Origin of the sequence: Acidovorax sp. K2F, from assembly GCF_025246485.1 — a bacterium.
Classification (GTDB): domain Bacteria; phylum Pseudomonadota; class Gammaproteobacteria; order Burkholderiales; family Burkholderiaceae_C; genus Acidovorax; species Acidovorax delafieldii.
On record NZ_JAOBSQ010000041.1, the window covers coordinates 39,985 to 53,291 of the forward strand.

14 protein-coding genes are annotated in these 13,307 nt (G+C 66.5%); 4 read left to right on the plus strand and 10 right to left on the minus strand.

The annotated features are described in order from the left end of the window. The first annotated feature begins 20 nt into the window (after window positions 1–20). On the plus strand, window positions 21–653 hold the full coding sequence (locus tag N4G42_RS15785; RefSeq protein ID WP_260667857.1) for a TetR/AcrR family transcriptional regulator: 633 nt from the start codon (window positions 21–23) through the stop codon (window positions 651–653). Between the two features lie 24 nt (window positions 654–677). Here the strand turns inward: N4G42_RS15785 and N4G42_RS15790 are convergent, their stop codons facing one another. Both N4G42_RS15790 and N4G42_RS15795 read right to left on the minus strand, forming a co-directional pair. Continuing rightward, window positions 678–905 (minus strand): SlyX family protein, encoded by a 228-nt coding sequence (locus tag N4G42_RS15790; RefSeq protein ID WP_008906148.1) that lies wholly within the window; start codon window positions 903–905, stop codon window positions 678–680. A 7-nt stretch (window positions 906–912) separates the two neighbouring features. Then, the gene (locus N4G42_RS15795) at window positions 913–2,103 is read right to left on the minus strand and encodes a PLP-dependent aminotransferase family protein (RefSeq protein WP_056747178.1); all 1,191 of its coding nucleotides are present in this window, start codon (window positions 2,101–2,103) and stop codon (window positions 913–915) included. A gap of 125 nt (window positions 2,104–2,228) precedes the next feature. On the opposite strand from N4G42_RS15795, the gene N4G42_RS15800 reads away from it, so the two are divergent. Next, window positions 2,229–2,708, plus strand: coding sequence for a GyrI-like domain-containing protein (locus N4G42_RS15800; protein WP_260667858.1), 480 nt, complete (start codon window positions 2,229–2,231; stop codon window positions 2,706–2,708). A gap of 51 nt (window positions 2,709–2,759) precedes the next feature. Here N4G42_RS15800 and N4G42_RS15805 read toward each other — a convergent pair whose 3' ends face one another. Together N4G42_RS15805 and N4G42_RS15810 are read right to left on the minus strand one after the other, a co-directional pair. After that, on the minus strand, window positions 2,760–3,737 hold the full coding sequence (locus N4G42_RS15805) for a Bug family tripartite tricarboxylate transporter substrate binding protein (protein WP_260667859.1): 978 nt from the start codon (window positions 3,735–3,737) through the stop codon (window positions 2,760–2,762). 98 nt (window positions 3,738–3,835) lie between these two features. Continuing rightward, on the minus strand, window positions 3,836–5,308 hold the full coding sequence (locus N4G42_RS15810; protein WP_260667860.1) for an amidase: 1,473 nt from the start codon (window positions 5,306–5,308) through the stop codon (window positions 3,836–3,838). A 124-nt stretch (window positions 5,309–5,432) separates the two neighbouring features. Here N4G42_RS15810 and N4G42_RS15815 point away from each other — a divergent pair, with 124 nt between their 5' ends. Next, window positions 5,433–6,398 (plus strand): LysR family transcriptional regulator, encoded by a 966-nt coding sequence (locus tag N4G42_RS15815; RefSeq protein ID WP_056747174.1) that lies wholly within the window; start codon window positions 5,433–5,435, stop codon window positions 6,396–6,398. A gap of 2 nt (window positions 6,399–6,400) precedes the next feature. Continuing rightward, a complete protein-coding gene (gene nth, locus N4G42_RS15820; protein ID WP_056065129.1) occupies window positions 6,401–7,039 on the plus strand; it encodes an endonuclease III in 639 nt (212 codons plus the stop codon). 137 nt (window positions 7,040–7,176) lie between these two features. Here nth and N4G42_RS15825 read toward each other — a convergent pair whose 3' ends face one another. From N4G42_RS15825 to N4G42_RS15850, 6 genes are all read right to left on the minus strand, one after another. Next, window positions 7,177–7,923, minus strand: a complete 747-nt coding sequence (locus N4G42_RS15825) for an aspartate/glutamate racemase family protein (protein WP_260667861.1) — start codon at window positions 7,921–7,923, stop codon at window positions 7,177–7,179. Between the two features lie 22 nt (window positions 7,924–7,945). Continuing rightward, on the minus strand, window positions 7,946–8,710 hold the full coding sequence (locus tag N4G42_RS15830) for a GntR family transcriptional regulator (protein WP_260667862.1): 765 nt from the start codon (window positions 8,708–8,710) through the stop codon (window positions 7,946–7,948). A 13-nt stretch (window positions 8,711–8,723) separates the two neighbouring features. Next, window positions 8,724–9,611: an ABC transporter permease gene (locus N4G42_RS15835; RefSeq protein ID WP_260667863.1), complete on the minus strand. Its 888-nt coding sequence runs from the start codon at window positions 9,609–9,611 to the stop codon at window positions 8,724–8,726. 1 nt (window position 9,612) lies between these two features. After that, on the minus strand, window positions 9,613–10,527 hold the full coding sequence (locus N4G42_RS15840) for an ABC transporter permease (protein ID WP_260667864.1): 915 nt from the start codon (window positions 10,525–10,527) through the stop codon (window positions 9,613–9,615). 176 nt (window positions 10,528–10,703) lie between these two features. After that, window positions 10,704–11,996, minus strand: a complete 1,293-nt coding sequence (locus tag N4G42_RS15845; RefSeq protein WP_260667865.1) for a PotD/PotF family extracellular solute-binding protein — start codon at window positions 11,994–11,996, stop codon at window positions 10,704–10,706. 62 nt (window positions 11,997–12,058) lie between these two features. Continuing rightward, complete coding sequence (locus tag N4G42_RS15850; protein WP_099730639.1) at window positions 12,059–13,153, minus strand: ABC transporter ATP-binding protein; 1,095 nt, start codon at window positions 13,151–13,153, stop codon at window positions 12,059–12,061. Window positions 13,154–13,307 lie beyond the last annotated feature (154 nt).

Genomic DNA, 13,307 nt, shown 5'->3' on the forward strand with positions numbered 1-13,307 from the left:
TTATTCTAGAATCCCGTTCCATGGCAAGCCGCAATTCCCCGACCCCCACCTCATCCCCTGCCGACGCAACCACCGACCGCCGACAGGACATCCTGAACGCCGCCCTGGCCTGCGCGGCCGAAGGCGGCGTGGATGCAGTCACCATCGACGGCGTGCGCGCGCGCTGCGGGGCCAGCGTGGGCAGCATCTATCACCACTTTGGCAACCGCGACGGCATCGTGGCAGCGCTGTTCTTCGAGATCTTTCACGACCAGTCGCGCAGCGTGCAGGCGCACCTCGATGCCGCCCAGGGCGTGGAGGCGGGCGTGTTGGCCCTGGTCACGGGCTACCTGGATTGGGTGGTGGCGCAGCCCGAGCGGGCGCGGTTCATGTTCCAGGCGCGCAGCGCAGTGGCAGCGGGCCCGCGCACGCCCGACCTGGCCGAGGCCGCACGGCGCCGCAACCAGGCGCTGGTGGCCTGGTTTGAGCCCCACCGCCGGTCCGGCGCGCTGCGCGACCTGCCGTGCGAGCTGATGCCATCACTGGTGATGGGGCCGGTGCAGAGCTATTGCAGGGCCTGGCTGCCGGGCAATGCGGCACAGGGCGGTTTGCCATCGCCGACTACCTACCGCACCGAGCTGGCCGAGGCTGCCTGGCGGTCCGTCAGGGCGTAGACCGAGCGATCGGATCAGGTCCGATCAGTAATGCGGCGGCAGCTCGTCGCGCAGGTTGCGCGGGCCATTCGAGCCGCCTTCGGGCGCCTGCTGGCGCAGCTGGATGACCTCGTGCGTCAACCGATCGATCAGTTGCTGCTGCTGGTAGATGGTCATGTTCAGCTGGTCCAGCAGGTCTTCGGTAAAGCTGGCCTTGATCTCCAGGCTTTCGAGGCGCTGGAGAACGTTGGCGAGATCGTTGGTGTCGGACATGGAGGCGTCAGATCGCCTGGCCCAGGCGCGCTACGCCTTCGCGGATCTTGTCCACATCGGCCGTGGCAAACGACAGGCGGAAGGTGGCGTGGTCGGGGTTGGCGCAGAAGAACGGCGTGCCGGGCACAAAGGCCACACCCTTTTCAATCGCGCGCTTGGCCAGCACGTTGCCATCGGCCACCTTGCCGCCTGCACCCGTGAGGCGCGCCCACACGAACAGGCCGCCCTGGGGCTGCACAAATTCGATGGCGTCGCCCAGCTCCTTGCGCAGCGCATCGCCCATGGCCTGGGCGCGCTCGGCGTACACCTTGCGCACATGGGCCAGGGTGCCAGGCATGCGGCCGGCCTTGAGGTACTGCGCGGCCGTGGCCTGGGCAAAGGTGCTGGTGTGCGCGTCGCTGAACTGCTTGCACATGGTGGCCTTGCCCAGCAACTCGGCCGGGGCAATCATCCAGCCCACGCGCAGGCCGGGCGACAGCACCTTGCTCAAGCTGCCGCAGTGCACCAGCAGCTCGCGGCTGCCGGGCACGGTGGCCGACAGGTTGAGCAGGCTGGGCGGTGGCGCATCGCCAAAGTACAGGTCGCCGTAGGGGTCGTCCTCGACGATCAGGGTGTTGTGCTTGACGGCCATCTCCAGCACGGCCTTGCGGCGCTCCAGACTCAGCATGGCGCCGCTGGGGTTGCCGAAGGTGGGGATCAGGTAAACGAATTTCGGCTTGTGCTCGGCGATCAGCTTTTCCAGCTCGTCGGTCTTCACGCCGTTGCCATCGATGGGCGCGCTGATGAGTTCGGCGCCGTACAGGCGAAAGCACTGGATGGTGGCGAGGAAGGTCGGGCCTTCCACAATCACCTTGTCGCCGGGGCTGATGAGGGTCTTGCCCAGCAGATCCAGCGCCTGCTGGCTGCCGGTGGTGACGATGAGGTTGTCGGCCGCGACATCCTTGGCGCCCTTGCTGGTCATGAAGGCGGCCAGTTGCTCGCGCAGCGGGTTGTAGCCCTCGGTGGCGCCATATTGCAATGCGGCGCCGGGCTCTTCGGCCAGGGCGGCGTTGCTGGCTGCGCGGATGCCTTCCACGTCAAACATCGCGCTGTCCGGAAAGCCACCCGCAAAGCTGATGATGCCGGGCTTGCCCAGCAGCTTGAAAAGCTCGCGGATGGCGGAGGTTTCTACGTTGTTCAGGCGGTCGGCAAATTGCATGGCGTGGACAGAAGTGGTTGGCAACAAACTGTGCATTGTCGCCAATTGCGACGCAGGATTCATGCGGTGTCTTTCCAAGAGGCTCTAAACTGGGTTTTCCATCCATCGCCACTGCCCTGCCCGCCATGACCCTGACCCTCCGCACCCTGCCCCGCATGCGCCTTGCCACCATGCGCCACACCGGCGCCTACGGCCACCCGGGCCTGACCGAGTTGTGGGAGCGTTTTGGCAGCTGGTGTGCCGCCCATCGGCTGAATGATCCGCGCCCCAAGTTCTATGGCTTCAGCCACGACGACCCGGCCTGCACGCCGCCCGAGCAGTGCCGCTATGACGCAGCGGTGCAGATTGGCGTGGGCCTGCGCACCGGGCCCGATGTGCAGGTGATGGACTACGAAGGCGGCGACTACGCCTGCATGCACTTTGTGGGCACGGGGCCCGAGATTGCCGCCGCCTGGGCGCAGATGGGCACGCCGGGCCAGATCCCCGATGGCTGGGAATGGGAGCCCCGCGCTGCGCTGGAGATCTACGACGAGGACTTTGCGGTGGACCCGGCCACGGGGCGCTTTCCGTGCTGGCTGTGTATTCCGGTCAAGCGGACGCGCTGAATCCCATAGGGTTGCGCTGACGGGCCGGGTAGCCCTTTTCAGCGCGGACCGTCAATCCACCCGGATATCCGCCCGTGCCGCCACCGCGCGCATCAGTGGCAGCTCGCGTTCAATGCGCGCGCGCAGCGCGTCGCCATTGTCACCCAGCGGCGTCAGGCCGATGTCCACCATCTTCTTCTTGAACTCCGCCGAGGCCATGGTCTCGGCCAGGGCCTTTTCCAGCTTTTTCTGCACGGGTGCGGGCAGCCCTGCGGGCCCCACAAAGGCAAACCAGGAACCCATGTCAAAGCCGGGGTAGCCGCTTTCGGCCACCGTGGGCACATTGGGCAGCAGGGCCAGGCGCTGCGGGCTGAGCGCCGCAATCGCCTTGATCTTGCCGGACTTGATGAGCGGGGTGGATGCCACCACGGTGTCCACCGCCAGTTGCACCTGCCCGCCCATCAGCGCCGTGAGACTGGGCGAGCTGCCGTTGAAAGGCACATGCATCATCGGAAAACCTGCGGTGGTCTTGAGCATCTCGGCGCCAAAGTGCACCGACGAGCCCGTGCCATAGGAGCCGTACGAGAACTTGTCCGGCGCGGCCTTGGCCTGGGCCACGATGTCCTTGAGCGACTGCCCCGGGGTGTCGTTGTGGGCCACCAGCAGCAGCCCCATGTCGGCCACCAGGGCCAGGGGCGTGAAGCTTTTGATGGGGTCGTACGGCAGGTTGGTGCGGATGGCCGGGTTCATGGTGAGCGTGGTGTTGGACCCGAGCAGCAGCGTGTACCCGTCAGCGGGCGCCTTGGCCACCATGGACGCCGCCACCACGGTGCCCGCGCCGGGCCGGTTCTCGACCACCATGGGCTGCCCCAGACGCTCCCCCAGGGCCGTGGCCAGCAAACGTCCCAGGATGTCGGTGGCTCCGCCTGGGGCAAAAGGCACGACCAGCTTGATGGGCCGGTCGGGGTAAGTCTGTGCCTGCGCCAGGCCGGGCGCGCCCAGCACCAGTGCGCTGAGCAGAAGACTCGATACGAAGCGGGAACGCAGCATGGTGAAGCTCTCCTGAAAGCACGTTGACAAAAGCGGGGGGTAGCGGGGGGTAGCGGGGGTTCACGGTGGTGACGGAATGGCGAGCAGCGAGGCCCAGGTCACCCCAGCAAGGGGCTGCGCTGGCGCGCGTACCCACTGGCCTGGTCGTAGGCATGGCCGATCTGCAGCACGGCGGCGTCAGACTGTGCCGGGCCGATGATCTGCAGCCCCGCAGGCAGGCCGCCGGGGCCAAAACCTGCGGGGGCTGCCAGCGCGGGCAGGCCGGCCATGGTGGCGGGCACCACGGTCTCCATCCAGCGGTGGTAGGTGTCCATGGTGCGGCCGCCGACCTCGTGGGGCCAGTCCAGCCCGGCATCGAACGGGAAGACCTGGGCAGCGGGCAACACCAGAAAATCGAATTGCTCGAACAGGCCGCGCAGCACCTGGTACCACGCGCTGCGCACGCGGGCCGCGTCGTACACCTGCAGGGCCGTGAGGCGCATGCCACGCTCAATCTCCCACACCGCCTCGGACTTCAGCAGTGCATGCGTGGCCGGGTTGCGATACAGGGCCGCATTGGCCCCTGCCACGCTGAAGCTGCGCAGATCGATCCAGGCGTTCCATAGCTGCTTCAGGTCGAACGCGGGCACCACGGCCTCCACTGTGCAGCCCACGGTGCGAAAGTGCTCCAGCGCGAGCTCGCAGGTGGCCAGCACGCCAGGCTCGGTGGGCAAATGGCCACCCAGGTCACCCAGCCAGCCGATGCGTGCACCGCGCCAGTCGCGCTCCAGCGGCTGGCCCAGCAGGGCCACATCCTCGTGCCGGCGCGTGAGCGGCAGGCGCGCATCAAAACCCGCCTGCACCGACAGCAGCAGCGCCAGGTCCGGGATGTTGCGCGCCATGGGCCCGGCCACGCTGAACTGCTGGAAGAACACTTCCTCCGTCGGCCCGTGCGGCACCAGGCCGAACGAGGTGCGCAGGCCGTATACGTTGTTGAACGCCGCTGGCGTGCGCAGCGAGCCCATCATGTCCGAGCCATCGGCCACAGGCAGCATGTGCAGGGCCACTGCCACGGCTGCGCCGCCACTGCTGCCCCCCGCCGACACAGCTGGGTTGTGGGCGTTGCGCGTGGTGCCATACACCGGGTTGTAGGTGTGCCCGCCCAGGCCAAACTCGGGCGAGTTGCTGCGGCCGATGAACAGTGCGCCGCCTGCGCGCATGCGCTCGAACACCACGGCGTCGGTGGCAGACACCTGCCCGGCAAAGATGGGCGAGCCCCGCGTGGTGACCATGCCCGCAGCGGGCATGATGTCCTTGGGCGCCTGCGGAAACCCATGCAGCGGGCCCAGGCTCTCGCCGCGCGCCAGTTGCGCATCGCGCTCTGACGCCTTCGTGCGCAGGGCGTTGCGGTCCACCATCGCCACCAATGCATTCACCACGGGGTTCAGCCGGTCTACCTGGGCCAGGTAGGCGTCCAGCACCTCGGTGCAGGAGACCTCCCGTGCATGGATGGCGCGCGACAGTTCGGTGGCCGTGTAGTCCACGATGTGGCTGGGGGTGCCACCCGGGGTGACGCTGTTTGCAGAAGGCATGGGGGCTGGGGCCGGTGAATGTGTCATTGGTGAGTCAGCATAAGCAGCCTGCTGCGTTTCGACAATCAACGATTTCTGGGGTTATCTTTGCGTTTTACGCAATCCACACCCCGAAAGGCCCCCGATGCTTTCCAGCCGCTTGCAGGACACGGCGCTGCGCTACTTTCTGGAGGTGGTGCGCAGCGGCTCGGTCAGCGAGGCCGCCGCGCGCCTCAATGTGTCGCCCTCGGCCGTGAGCCGCCAGGTGGCTGCCCTCGAAGACCTGCTGGGCGTGCCGCTGTTTGACCGGCGCCCACGCGGCATGGCGCCCAGCGCGGCGGGCGAGCTACTGGCCGCCCATGCCCGGCGCGGCGCGCTGGAGGCCGACCGCGTGGTCTCCGACATCCAGGCACTGCAGGGCCTGCGCACGGGGCTGGTGCGCATCTGCAGCTCTGCGGGTTTTGCCATCGAGTTCCTGCCCCGCGTGATGGCGCAGTTCCGCCTGCAGTACCCCGGCATCCAGTTCCACCTGCGCGTGGCCAGCCCCGCAGCTGTGACCGTGGCGGTGCTCAACGGCGATGCGGACATTGGCCTGACCTACAGCCGCTCGGCCGAGCGGGACATCACCGTGCAGCACCGCCAGGCCGCGCCCGTCATCGCCATCATGCGGCCTGACCACGCGCTGGCACGCGCCCACTCCGTCACGCTGGCGCAGATGCACGCCTACCCCATCGCCCTGCCCGAGCGCGACAACACCGTGCGCCAGCTGTTCGACATCGGCTGCAGCCAGCGTGGCCTGGTCTTTGAGCCCGCGCTGGTGTGCAACCACTTCGAGACGCTGATGCACTTTGTGCTGCATGGCGGCGGCCTGTCCATCTCGGGCGAGGTGACGGTGCGCGATCGGGTGCAGCGCGGCGAAATGCATGCCGCCCAGATCCGCGAGCCCGGCATGAGCGCCCGCGCCGCCGAGCTGCAAACCCTGAGCGGCCGCACCCTGCCCGCTGCCGTGCGCATGTTCCTGGAGTTCCTGCAGGCGCAGCTGCGGGACAATGCGCCACCGGCCACGCCCGCCAAAAGAAGCCAGCCCCCTGCACCACCCCGCCAACGATGATGATGAAAACCGCCCAGATCGAGCCCTTCTTCGCCACCCTCAAGGCGGCCAACCCGATGCCCAACACGGAGCTGGAATACACCACCCCGTTCGAGCTGCTAGCCGCCGTGCTGCTGTCGGCACAGGCCACTGACGTGGGCGTGAACAAGGCCACGCGCAAGCTGTTCCCTGTGGCAGGCACGCCCCAGGCCATCCTGGATTTGGGACTGGAGGGGCTGGAGGGCTACATCAAGACCATCGGCCTGTACCGCACCAAGGCCAAGAACCTGATGGAGACCTGCCGCATCCTGGTGGAGCAGCACGGCAGCGTGGTGCCTCGCACGCGCGAGGCGCTGGAGGCCCTGCCCGGCGTGGGCCGCAAGACGGCCAACGTGGTGCTGAACGTGGCCTTTGGCCAGCCAACGATGGCGGTGGACACGCACATCTTTCGCGTGAGCAACCGCACAGGCCTCGCGCCCGGCAAAAACCCGCTGGCGGTGGAGCTGCAGCTGATGAAGCGCGTGCCTGCGGCCTATGCAGTGGACTCGCACCACTGGCTCATCCTGCTGGGCCGCTATGTGTGCCAGGCGCGCAAGCCGCGCTGCTGGGAATGTGTGGTGAGCGAGTATTGCGACTACCGGCCGAAGACGCTGGCGCCCTAACGCGCAGAAAGCACAGCGCTTCAAATTTCATAGCAACTAGCGCATATTCTTCTAGCGCCTCCAGCCAAAAACACTCAGAACCTGCGCTCTGGCAGAGATTTCGATCCCTTGCGCAACCGCCAGCCTGCAAGGCCAGGTCAGGCAACGCAGCGGGTGCCCAGCGCAGCCATTTCCTGCGACACCCCCACCCAGGCCACATCAAACCCCGCCACCTTGCGCTCCGGTGGCACGGGGTGCGCGCGCAGCGCCCAGGTGGCACCGGCCACCACGCTGTCGATCACGGGCACAGTCACCTGCGGCTGCACGGCAGCAGCCATGCCTGCAAGCCCCGCCCCACCCAGGATGACGGCCTGCACCCCCATCTGCCGCACCACATCCCGGCAGGCCTGGGCCAGCAATGCGCGCGCAGCTTCGGGGTCTGCGGCCAGTTGGGCACCAGTGGGCGCCACGGTGTGAATGCCTGCCAGTGCGTGGGCGTGGCCCAGCGCCTGGGCCAGGCGCTGCAGCATGGGGCCCCAGCGCTCGCCACCGGTGACGATGGCAAAGCGGCCATGGCGCGCAGCCTCGATGAATGACGCTTCGGCCAGGCCAGTGACAGGCACCGGACTGCTCTCGCGCAGCGCCATCAGGCCGGGGTCGCCAAAGCAGCCGATCAGCACCGCGTCGGGCGCGGTCTGCGGCTGTGCGATCTCATGCGCCCACACATCGAGCGCGGCGTGGGCCGCCACGGCGTAGCTCGCCTCGCACGCGATGTACGGTGCGCCAAAGCGGGCCGTGGCCGTGCGCACCGCCACATGCGAACCTGCAGCCCCCTGCACATGCCGCTGCAGCAAGGCACTGACATGGGCCGACATGTTGGGGTTGATGACGAGCAGTTGACGCATGGGCAAGCGTGTGAAAAAACCGTCAGAGCCCGCCCAGCAACCGCGCCAGATCAGGCGCCTCTGCCGCAGGCGGCGTGAACTCCAGCTGCGACTCGATCCGCGCCAGGTGGGCCAGCATCAGCCGGGGCGCCTCGCGCGCGTCACGCAGGCGGATGGCGTCGATCAGCGCACGGTGCTCGCGGCAGCCGCAGGCCGTGGCCTCTTCGCGGGTTTGGGCGTGGCTGGGGCTGTACGTCATCAGGATGAGCGAGGTGCGCGACACCAGCTCGCGCAGGATGCGCCCGAGCGTCTGGTGCCCTGCTGCCTGCGCGATGTGCAGGTGAAAGTCGCCCGACAGGCGGATGGCGCGGCGCATGTCGCCGCTGGCGCGGGCAGCCTCTTCGTCATCGATGCAGGTGCGCAGCGCGGCAATGTCGGCGTCGGTGGCGTTGGCGATGAACAGCTCCACCAGGCGCGGCTCCAGCAGGCGGCGGGCCTCGAACACTTCCAGCGCCTCCTGCGGCGTGGGCTGGGCAATGGATGCGCCCCGGTTGGGCGTGAGCGTGACGACCTGCTCGTTGGCCAGCCGCACCAGCACAGGCCGCACCCGTGTGCGCGACACGCCAAAGGCCGCCGCCAGCTTGTCCTCCACCAGCTTGGTGCCGGGCGGCAGCCGGTGGTCGAGGATGGCCGACACCATGCGGTCGTACATGTCGTTGTCGCTGAGCTGGCCGGTCGTGTCGGGCTGCACGGGCGGTTCGGTGACCGCAGCGCGCGCGCGCCGGGGCTTGGGGAGGGTGGTCGTCATAAGGGTGCCGTTTTTACCCCGAACGGCCCTTGCGCCTGCGGCCCAATGCCCACACCAGGGCCAGCGTGATGCCCATGACGACGAACGACACCACGGTGGTGAGCGTGCCCAGCGCGTAGATGGACGGCGTGGTCACCGTGCTGGTCAGGCCCTGCAGCTCCAGCGGCAGCGTGTTCACGTCGCCAATGGCCTGCGAGGTGCGGGCGATCTCGTCCCAGCTGAGCGTGAAACCGAACATGCCAATGCCCACGACCGAGGGAGCGATCAGCGGCAGCACCACATGCGCAAAGCCCTGCCAGTGCGTGGCCCCCAGGTCGCGTGCGGCTTCTTCGTACGCAGGGTTGAAGCGGTTGAACACCGCGAACATGATCAGCAGGCCAAACGGCAGCGTCCACGTCAGGTGCGCGCCCAGGGCCGAGGTGAAAAGGCCGAGCGACGTGCCATAGCCCTCCAGCGCACTCTCCATGCCCAGCCATTCCAGCGCCGCCTTGATGCCGTTGTCGATGAGCCGGAACTCCAGCCCGATGCCCAGCGAGACGATGATGGACGGCATGATGAGGCTGGCCACGACGATGAAGAACAGCGTGTTGCCGCCCGCCAGCCGCTTGCGAAAGGCCAGGCCCGCCAGCACCGACAACACCACCGTGCACAGCATCACCGCCACGCCCAGGCCCAGCGAGCGCCACAGCGCCGCGCCAATGTCCACCACGCCCAGCCCTTCGGCCAGCTTGGCGAACCAGTGCAGCGACACGCCGCGCATGGGGAAGGTCAGTCCACCCTCGGGGCCCTGGAAGCTCAGGATGAAGATGACGAACATGGGCCCGTACATGAACAGCACGAACAGCGCAAAAAAGATGGCCAGGGGCCAGAAGCTGGCGGGACGAGATTCACGGACTTTCATCTCACAGCTCCTTGCGAATGTCGACGAGGCGGGTGAGGCCCCAGATGATCATCAGCACCACGGCCAGCAGGATCACGGCATTGGCCGCCGCCAGCGGGAACTGCAGGTAGGACGTCTGCACCTGGATGATCTTGCCAATCGATGCAATCTGCTGCCCGCCCATCACGCCGATGGTCACGAAATCGCCCATGACGATGGTGATCACAAAGATCGAGCCGATGATGATGCCGGTGCGAGAGAGCGGCACGATCACGTTCCACAGCGTCTGCCAGCCACTCGCGCCGCTGTCGCTGGCCGCCTCGATGAGGCTGCGGTCGATGCGCATCATGCTGTTGAAGATGGGCACGATCATGAACATGGTGTACAGGTGCACAAAGGCCAACACCACCGAGAAGTCCGAGAACAGCAGCCACTCCACGGGCGTCTCGATCAGGTTCATGCCCATCAGCGTCTGGTTGACCAGCCCATTGCGCCCCAGCAGCGGCACCCACGAGATCATGCGGATCACGTTCGAGGTCCAGAACGGGATGGTGCACAGCACGAACAGCAGCGTCTGCATGCCCGAGGAGCGCACATGGAAGGCCAGAAAGTAGGCCACGGTGAAGCCGATCACCAGCGTGATGAGCCACACCAGCACGCTGAACTTGAGCGTGGAGTAATACGTCTTGAGCGTGACGCACAAGCCATCTGACACGTTGCCGCAGCCCTCAAAGATGGACACGTAGTTCTTGAACGTGAACCCGGGCAGCAGCTCGTAGTCGTTGAAATCCCAAAAGCTGACCATCACGATCAACGCCAGCGGGATGATGAAGAACAGCGCAAACACCAGCGTGAACGGCGCTGCCTGCCACCAGGCGGCAATGCTGCGGCCGGGGACAGCTGCAGCAGGTAAGGACGGTGTGGTGGTAGTGCTCATGGTGTTTGCAAATCAGATATCCATCGCATCGGACGACGGTCGTCGAAACTGGCGCGGCCGAAGACCAGTGCCCCCGTGCAAGGGCCGCCCCGCCGCACCGGGGGCGTCCCCCTCCCGAATCGCGCAGCGGTTCGAGAGAGGGGTGAAGGCGCAAAGCGCCTCAGGGGGTGCCTACCTCATGCAGCCACAAACTCATTCCACTTCTGCACCATGTAGTTGTTCTCGTCCATCAACGCGTTCCAGCAGGCAATGCCGCCCATGCGCGACTCATAACTGCCGCCGTCGCGCACTGCGCCAGCCTTGGCCAGCACATCGCCATTGGGGCTCTTGATGTCCTGCGTAGCGGGCTTGCCTTCCATCCAGTAGGCCCACTCGTAGGCTTCCATCTTGGACTTGGCGGTCTCCAGCACGGCGCTGTAGTAGCCCTGGCGGTTCAGGTAGGCACCGGCCCAGCCGTCGAGGAACCAGTTGATGAACTCGTACGCGCCATCGAGCTTGCGGCCGCTCAGCGTGGCGGGCAGGCCAAAGCCGGCGGCCCAGGCGCGGTAGCCTTCCTTCAGGGGCTGGAAGTTGCAGGCGATGCCCTTGGTGCGCACGGCGGTGACGGCGGGGCTCCACATCGACTGGATCACCACTTCGCCCGATGCCATCAGGTTCACCGACTCGTTGAAGTCCTTCCACAGCGCGCGGAACTGGCCCTGCTTCTTGGCCTCGATCAGGGTCTTGATCGTGAGATCAATCTCCTTCTTGGTCATGTTGCCCTTGTCGGGGTACTTGTAGAGGCCCATGGCCTCGACCACCATGGCGGCGTCCATGATGCCGATGGAGGGGATGTTCAAAATCGCGGTCTTGCCCTTGAACTCGGGGTTGAGCAGCTCGGCCCACGAGTTGATCGGGCGCTTGATCAGGTCGGGGCGGATGCCCAGCGTGTCGGCGTTGTACACGGTGGGGATCAGGCTCATGAACTGCGTGGGCGCGGTCGCGAACTTCTTGGACTTTTCACCTTCCAGGTAGATCACCTTCTTGGGTGCGGTGCCCTGGTCGCCCACGGCTTTGCCAGCCACCTGGCCGGTAGTGAACAGCGTGGTGATCTTGTCGGCGTTCTTGATGCGCTTGGTGTCGATGCCCTTGAGGTTGCCGGTGGGGACGATCTTTTTCAGCGAGAAGTACTCGGTGTCGATCAGGTCAAAGCTGTTGGGCGCGGTGACGGCGCGCTTGGTCACGTCGTCGGTGGTCACGGCCACGTACTGGATCTCGATGCCGGTGTCGGCCTTGAACTTCTCGGCAATCGCTTTGTCCTGGTTCACCGCCGTGCCCAGGTAGCGCAGCACGATCTTTTCCTGCGAATGCACGGCCGGGAACATGCCAGCGGCCAGGATGCCCGCCGTGCCCTTGAGCAGCGAGCGGCGAGCCACACCAGTGGCATCGGAGACAACAAGAGGGGAATCAGCACGGGAAGCATCGGACATGGGAAAACTCCTTGGGTTGCGGAAGGGGACGGGTGGAAAAAAAAGCGGACGTGGCGACGCGGTCAGGCGGCGACGGCCACTGCGGGAGCGGCCACCGCCAGTGATGCGACAGCAGGCTGGGAGAGCGGGTGCGCCTGGTCAGGCGTCCAGTGCAGTTGCACGCCCTGCCCCACCTGGTAGGGCTGCGCAGCAAAGGCGGCCTCGGACACCATCACCGAATACGCCGCCGTGGCGTTGGCCGACAGAACTGCGCCGTGCTTTTGCAGGCCCACCAGCACATAGGTGCCTTGGTATTCCACATCGGTCACCACGGCCTGCATGCGCTGGGCGCCCCAGGGCAGCTCGGCACTGGCGGGGGCAATCTGCAGGTGGTCGGTGCGTACGCCCACCTTGCCTTCGGGTGTGTCGATCACGTTGTGCCCGCCCATGAAGCGCGCCACGAATTCGCTGGCGGGCCGGTTGTAGACCTCGTGGGGCGAACCCACCTGCTCGATCACGCCGTGGTTCATCACCACCATGGTGTCGGCCAGGGCCATGGCCTCTTCCTGGCTGTGGGTCACATGGATGAAGGTCAGTCCCAGCTCTTTTTGCCAGCGGCGCAGCTCGGCGCGCATCTGGATGCGCAGGAAGGGGTCGAGCGCCGACAGCGGCTCGTCGAGCAGCAGCACACGCGGCTGGGTGATGAGGGCCCGCGCCAGCGCCACGCGCTGCTGCTGCCCGCCGGAGAGTTCTGCGGGCTTGCGCTCGGCCAGGTGGCCCAGGGCCACGCGCTCCAGCAGGTCGCGCGCCTTGGCCTGGCGTTCGGCCTTGGCCACGCCTTTCATCTTGAGGCTGAAGGCCACGTTATCGAGCGCCGAGAGGTGCGGAAACAGCGCAAAGCTCTGGAACATCATGGCCGTGCCGCGTGCGGCGGCGGGCAGGTCGGTGATGTTGCGGTTTTCCAGCAGGATGTCGCCGCTCGTCACCGATTCGTGCCCAGCGATCATGCGCAACGTGGTGCTCTTGCCGCAGCCCGAAGGCCCCAGCAGGCAGCAGTAGCTGCCGCTGGCAATGCGCAGGTTGATCGCATCCACGGCGGGCTTGCCTTGGGCGTAGCGTTTGGTCAGCGCCACGATTTCAATGGCGGCGGAGGTGGGCGCAGGGTGGGTGCTTTGCATGGCGTATGCCCTACGCAAGGCCCATGCCAACTTTGTACACAATGTTCTATGAACTTTGCATACAAAATGCACCAACACGGCGCACATTGCCGCCCCATACCGGTCCACACCCGCGCTGCCCCTGGTCCAACCTCGGGCAAACCATGCACCGAAA

Bases quoted from the DNA above. Each gene is read 5' to 3' on its own strand.
- N4G42_RS15815 (WP_056747174.1), top strand. From the start codon at position 5,433: ATGCTTTCCAGCCGCTTGCAGGACACGGCGCTGCGCTACTTTCTGGAG.
- N4G42_RS15795 (WP_056747178.1), bottom strand. From the start codon at position 2,103: ATGCAATTTGCCGACCGCCTGAACAACGTAGAAACCTCCGCCATCCGC.
- N4G42_RS15785 (WP_260667857.1), top strand. From the start codon at position 21: ATGGCAAGCCGCAATTCCCCGACCCCCACCTCATCCCCTGCCGACGCA.
- N4G42_RS15850 (WP_099730639.1), bottom strand. From the start codon at position 13,153: ATGCAAAGCACCCACCCTGCGCCCACCTCCGCCGCCATTGAAATCGTG.
- N4G42_RS15800 (WP_260667858.1), top strand. From the start codon at position 2,229: ATGACCCTGACCCTCCGCACCCTGCCCCGCATGCGCCTTGCCACCATG.
- N4G42_RS15830 (WP_260667862.1), bottom strand. From the start codon at position 8,710: ATGACGACCACCCTCCCCAAGCCCCGGCGCGCGCGCGCTGCGGTCACC.
- N4G42_RS15810 (WP_260667860.1), bottom strand. From the start codon at position 5,308: ATGCCTTCTGCAAACAGCGTCACCCCGGGTGGCACCCCCAGCCACATC.
- N4G42_RS15840 (WP_260667864.1), bottom strand. From the start codon at position 10,527: ATGAGCACTACCACCACACCGTCCTTACCTGCTGCAGCTGTCCCCGGC.
- nth (WP_056065129.1), top strand. From the start codon at position 6,401: ATGAAAACCGCCCAGATCGAGCCCTTCTTCGCCACCCTCAAGGCGGCC.
- N4G42_RS15845 (WP_260667865.1), bottom strand. From the start codon at position 11,996: ATGTCCGATGCTTCCCGTGCTGATTCCCCTCTTGTTGTCTCCGATGCC.
- N4G42_RS15805 (WP_260667859.1), bottom strand. From the start codon at position 3,737: ATGCTGCGTTCCCGCTTCGTATCGAGTCTTCTGCTCAGCGCACTGGTG.
- N4G42_RS15825 (WP_260667861.1), bottom strand. From the start codon at position 7,923: ATGCGTCAACTGCTCGTCATCAACCCCAACATGTCGGCCCATGTCAGT.
- N4G42_RS15790 (WP_008906148.1), bottom strand. From the start codon at position 905: ATGTCCGACACCAACGATCTCGCCAACGTTCTCCAGCGCCTCGAAAGC.
- N4G42_RS15835 (WP_260667863.1), bottom strand. From the start codon at position 9,611: ATGAAAGTCCGTGAATCTCGTCCCGCCAGCTTCTGGCCCCTGGCCATC.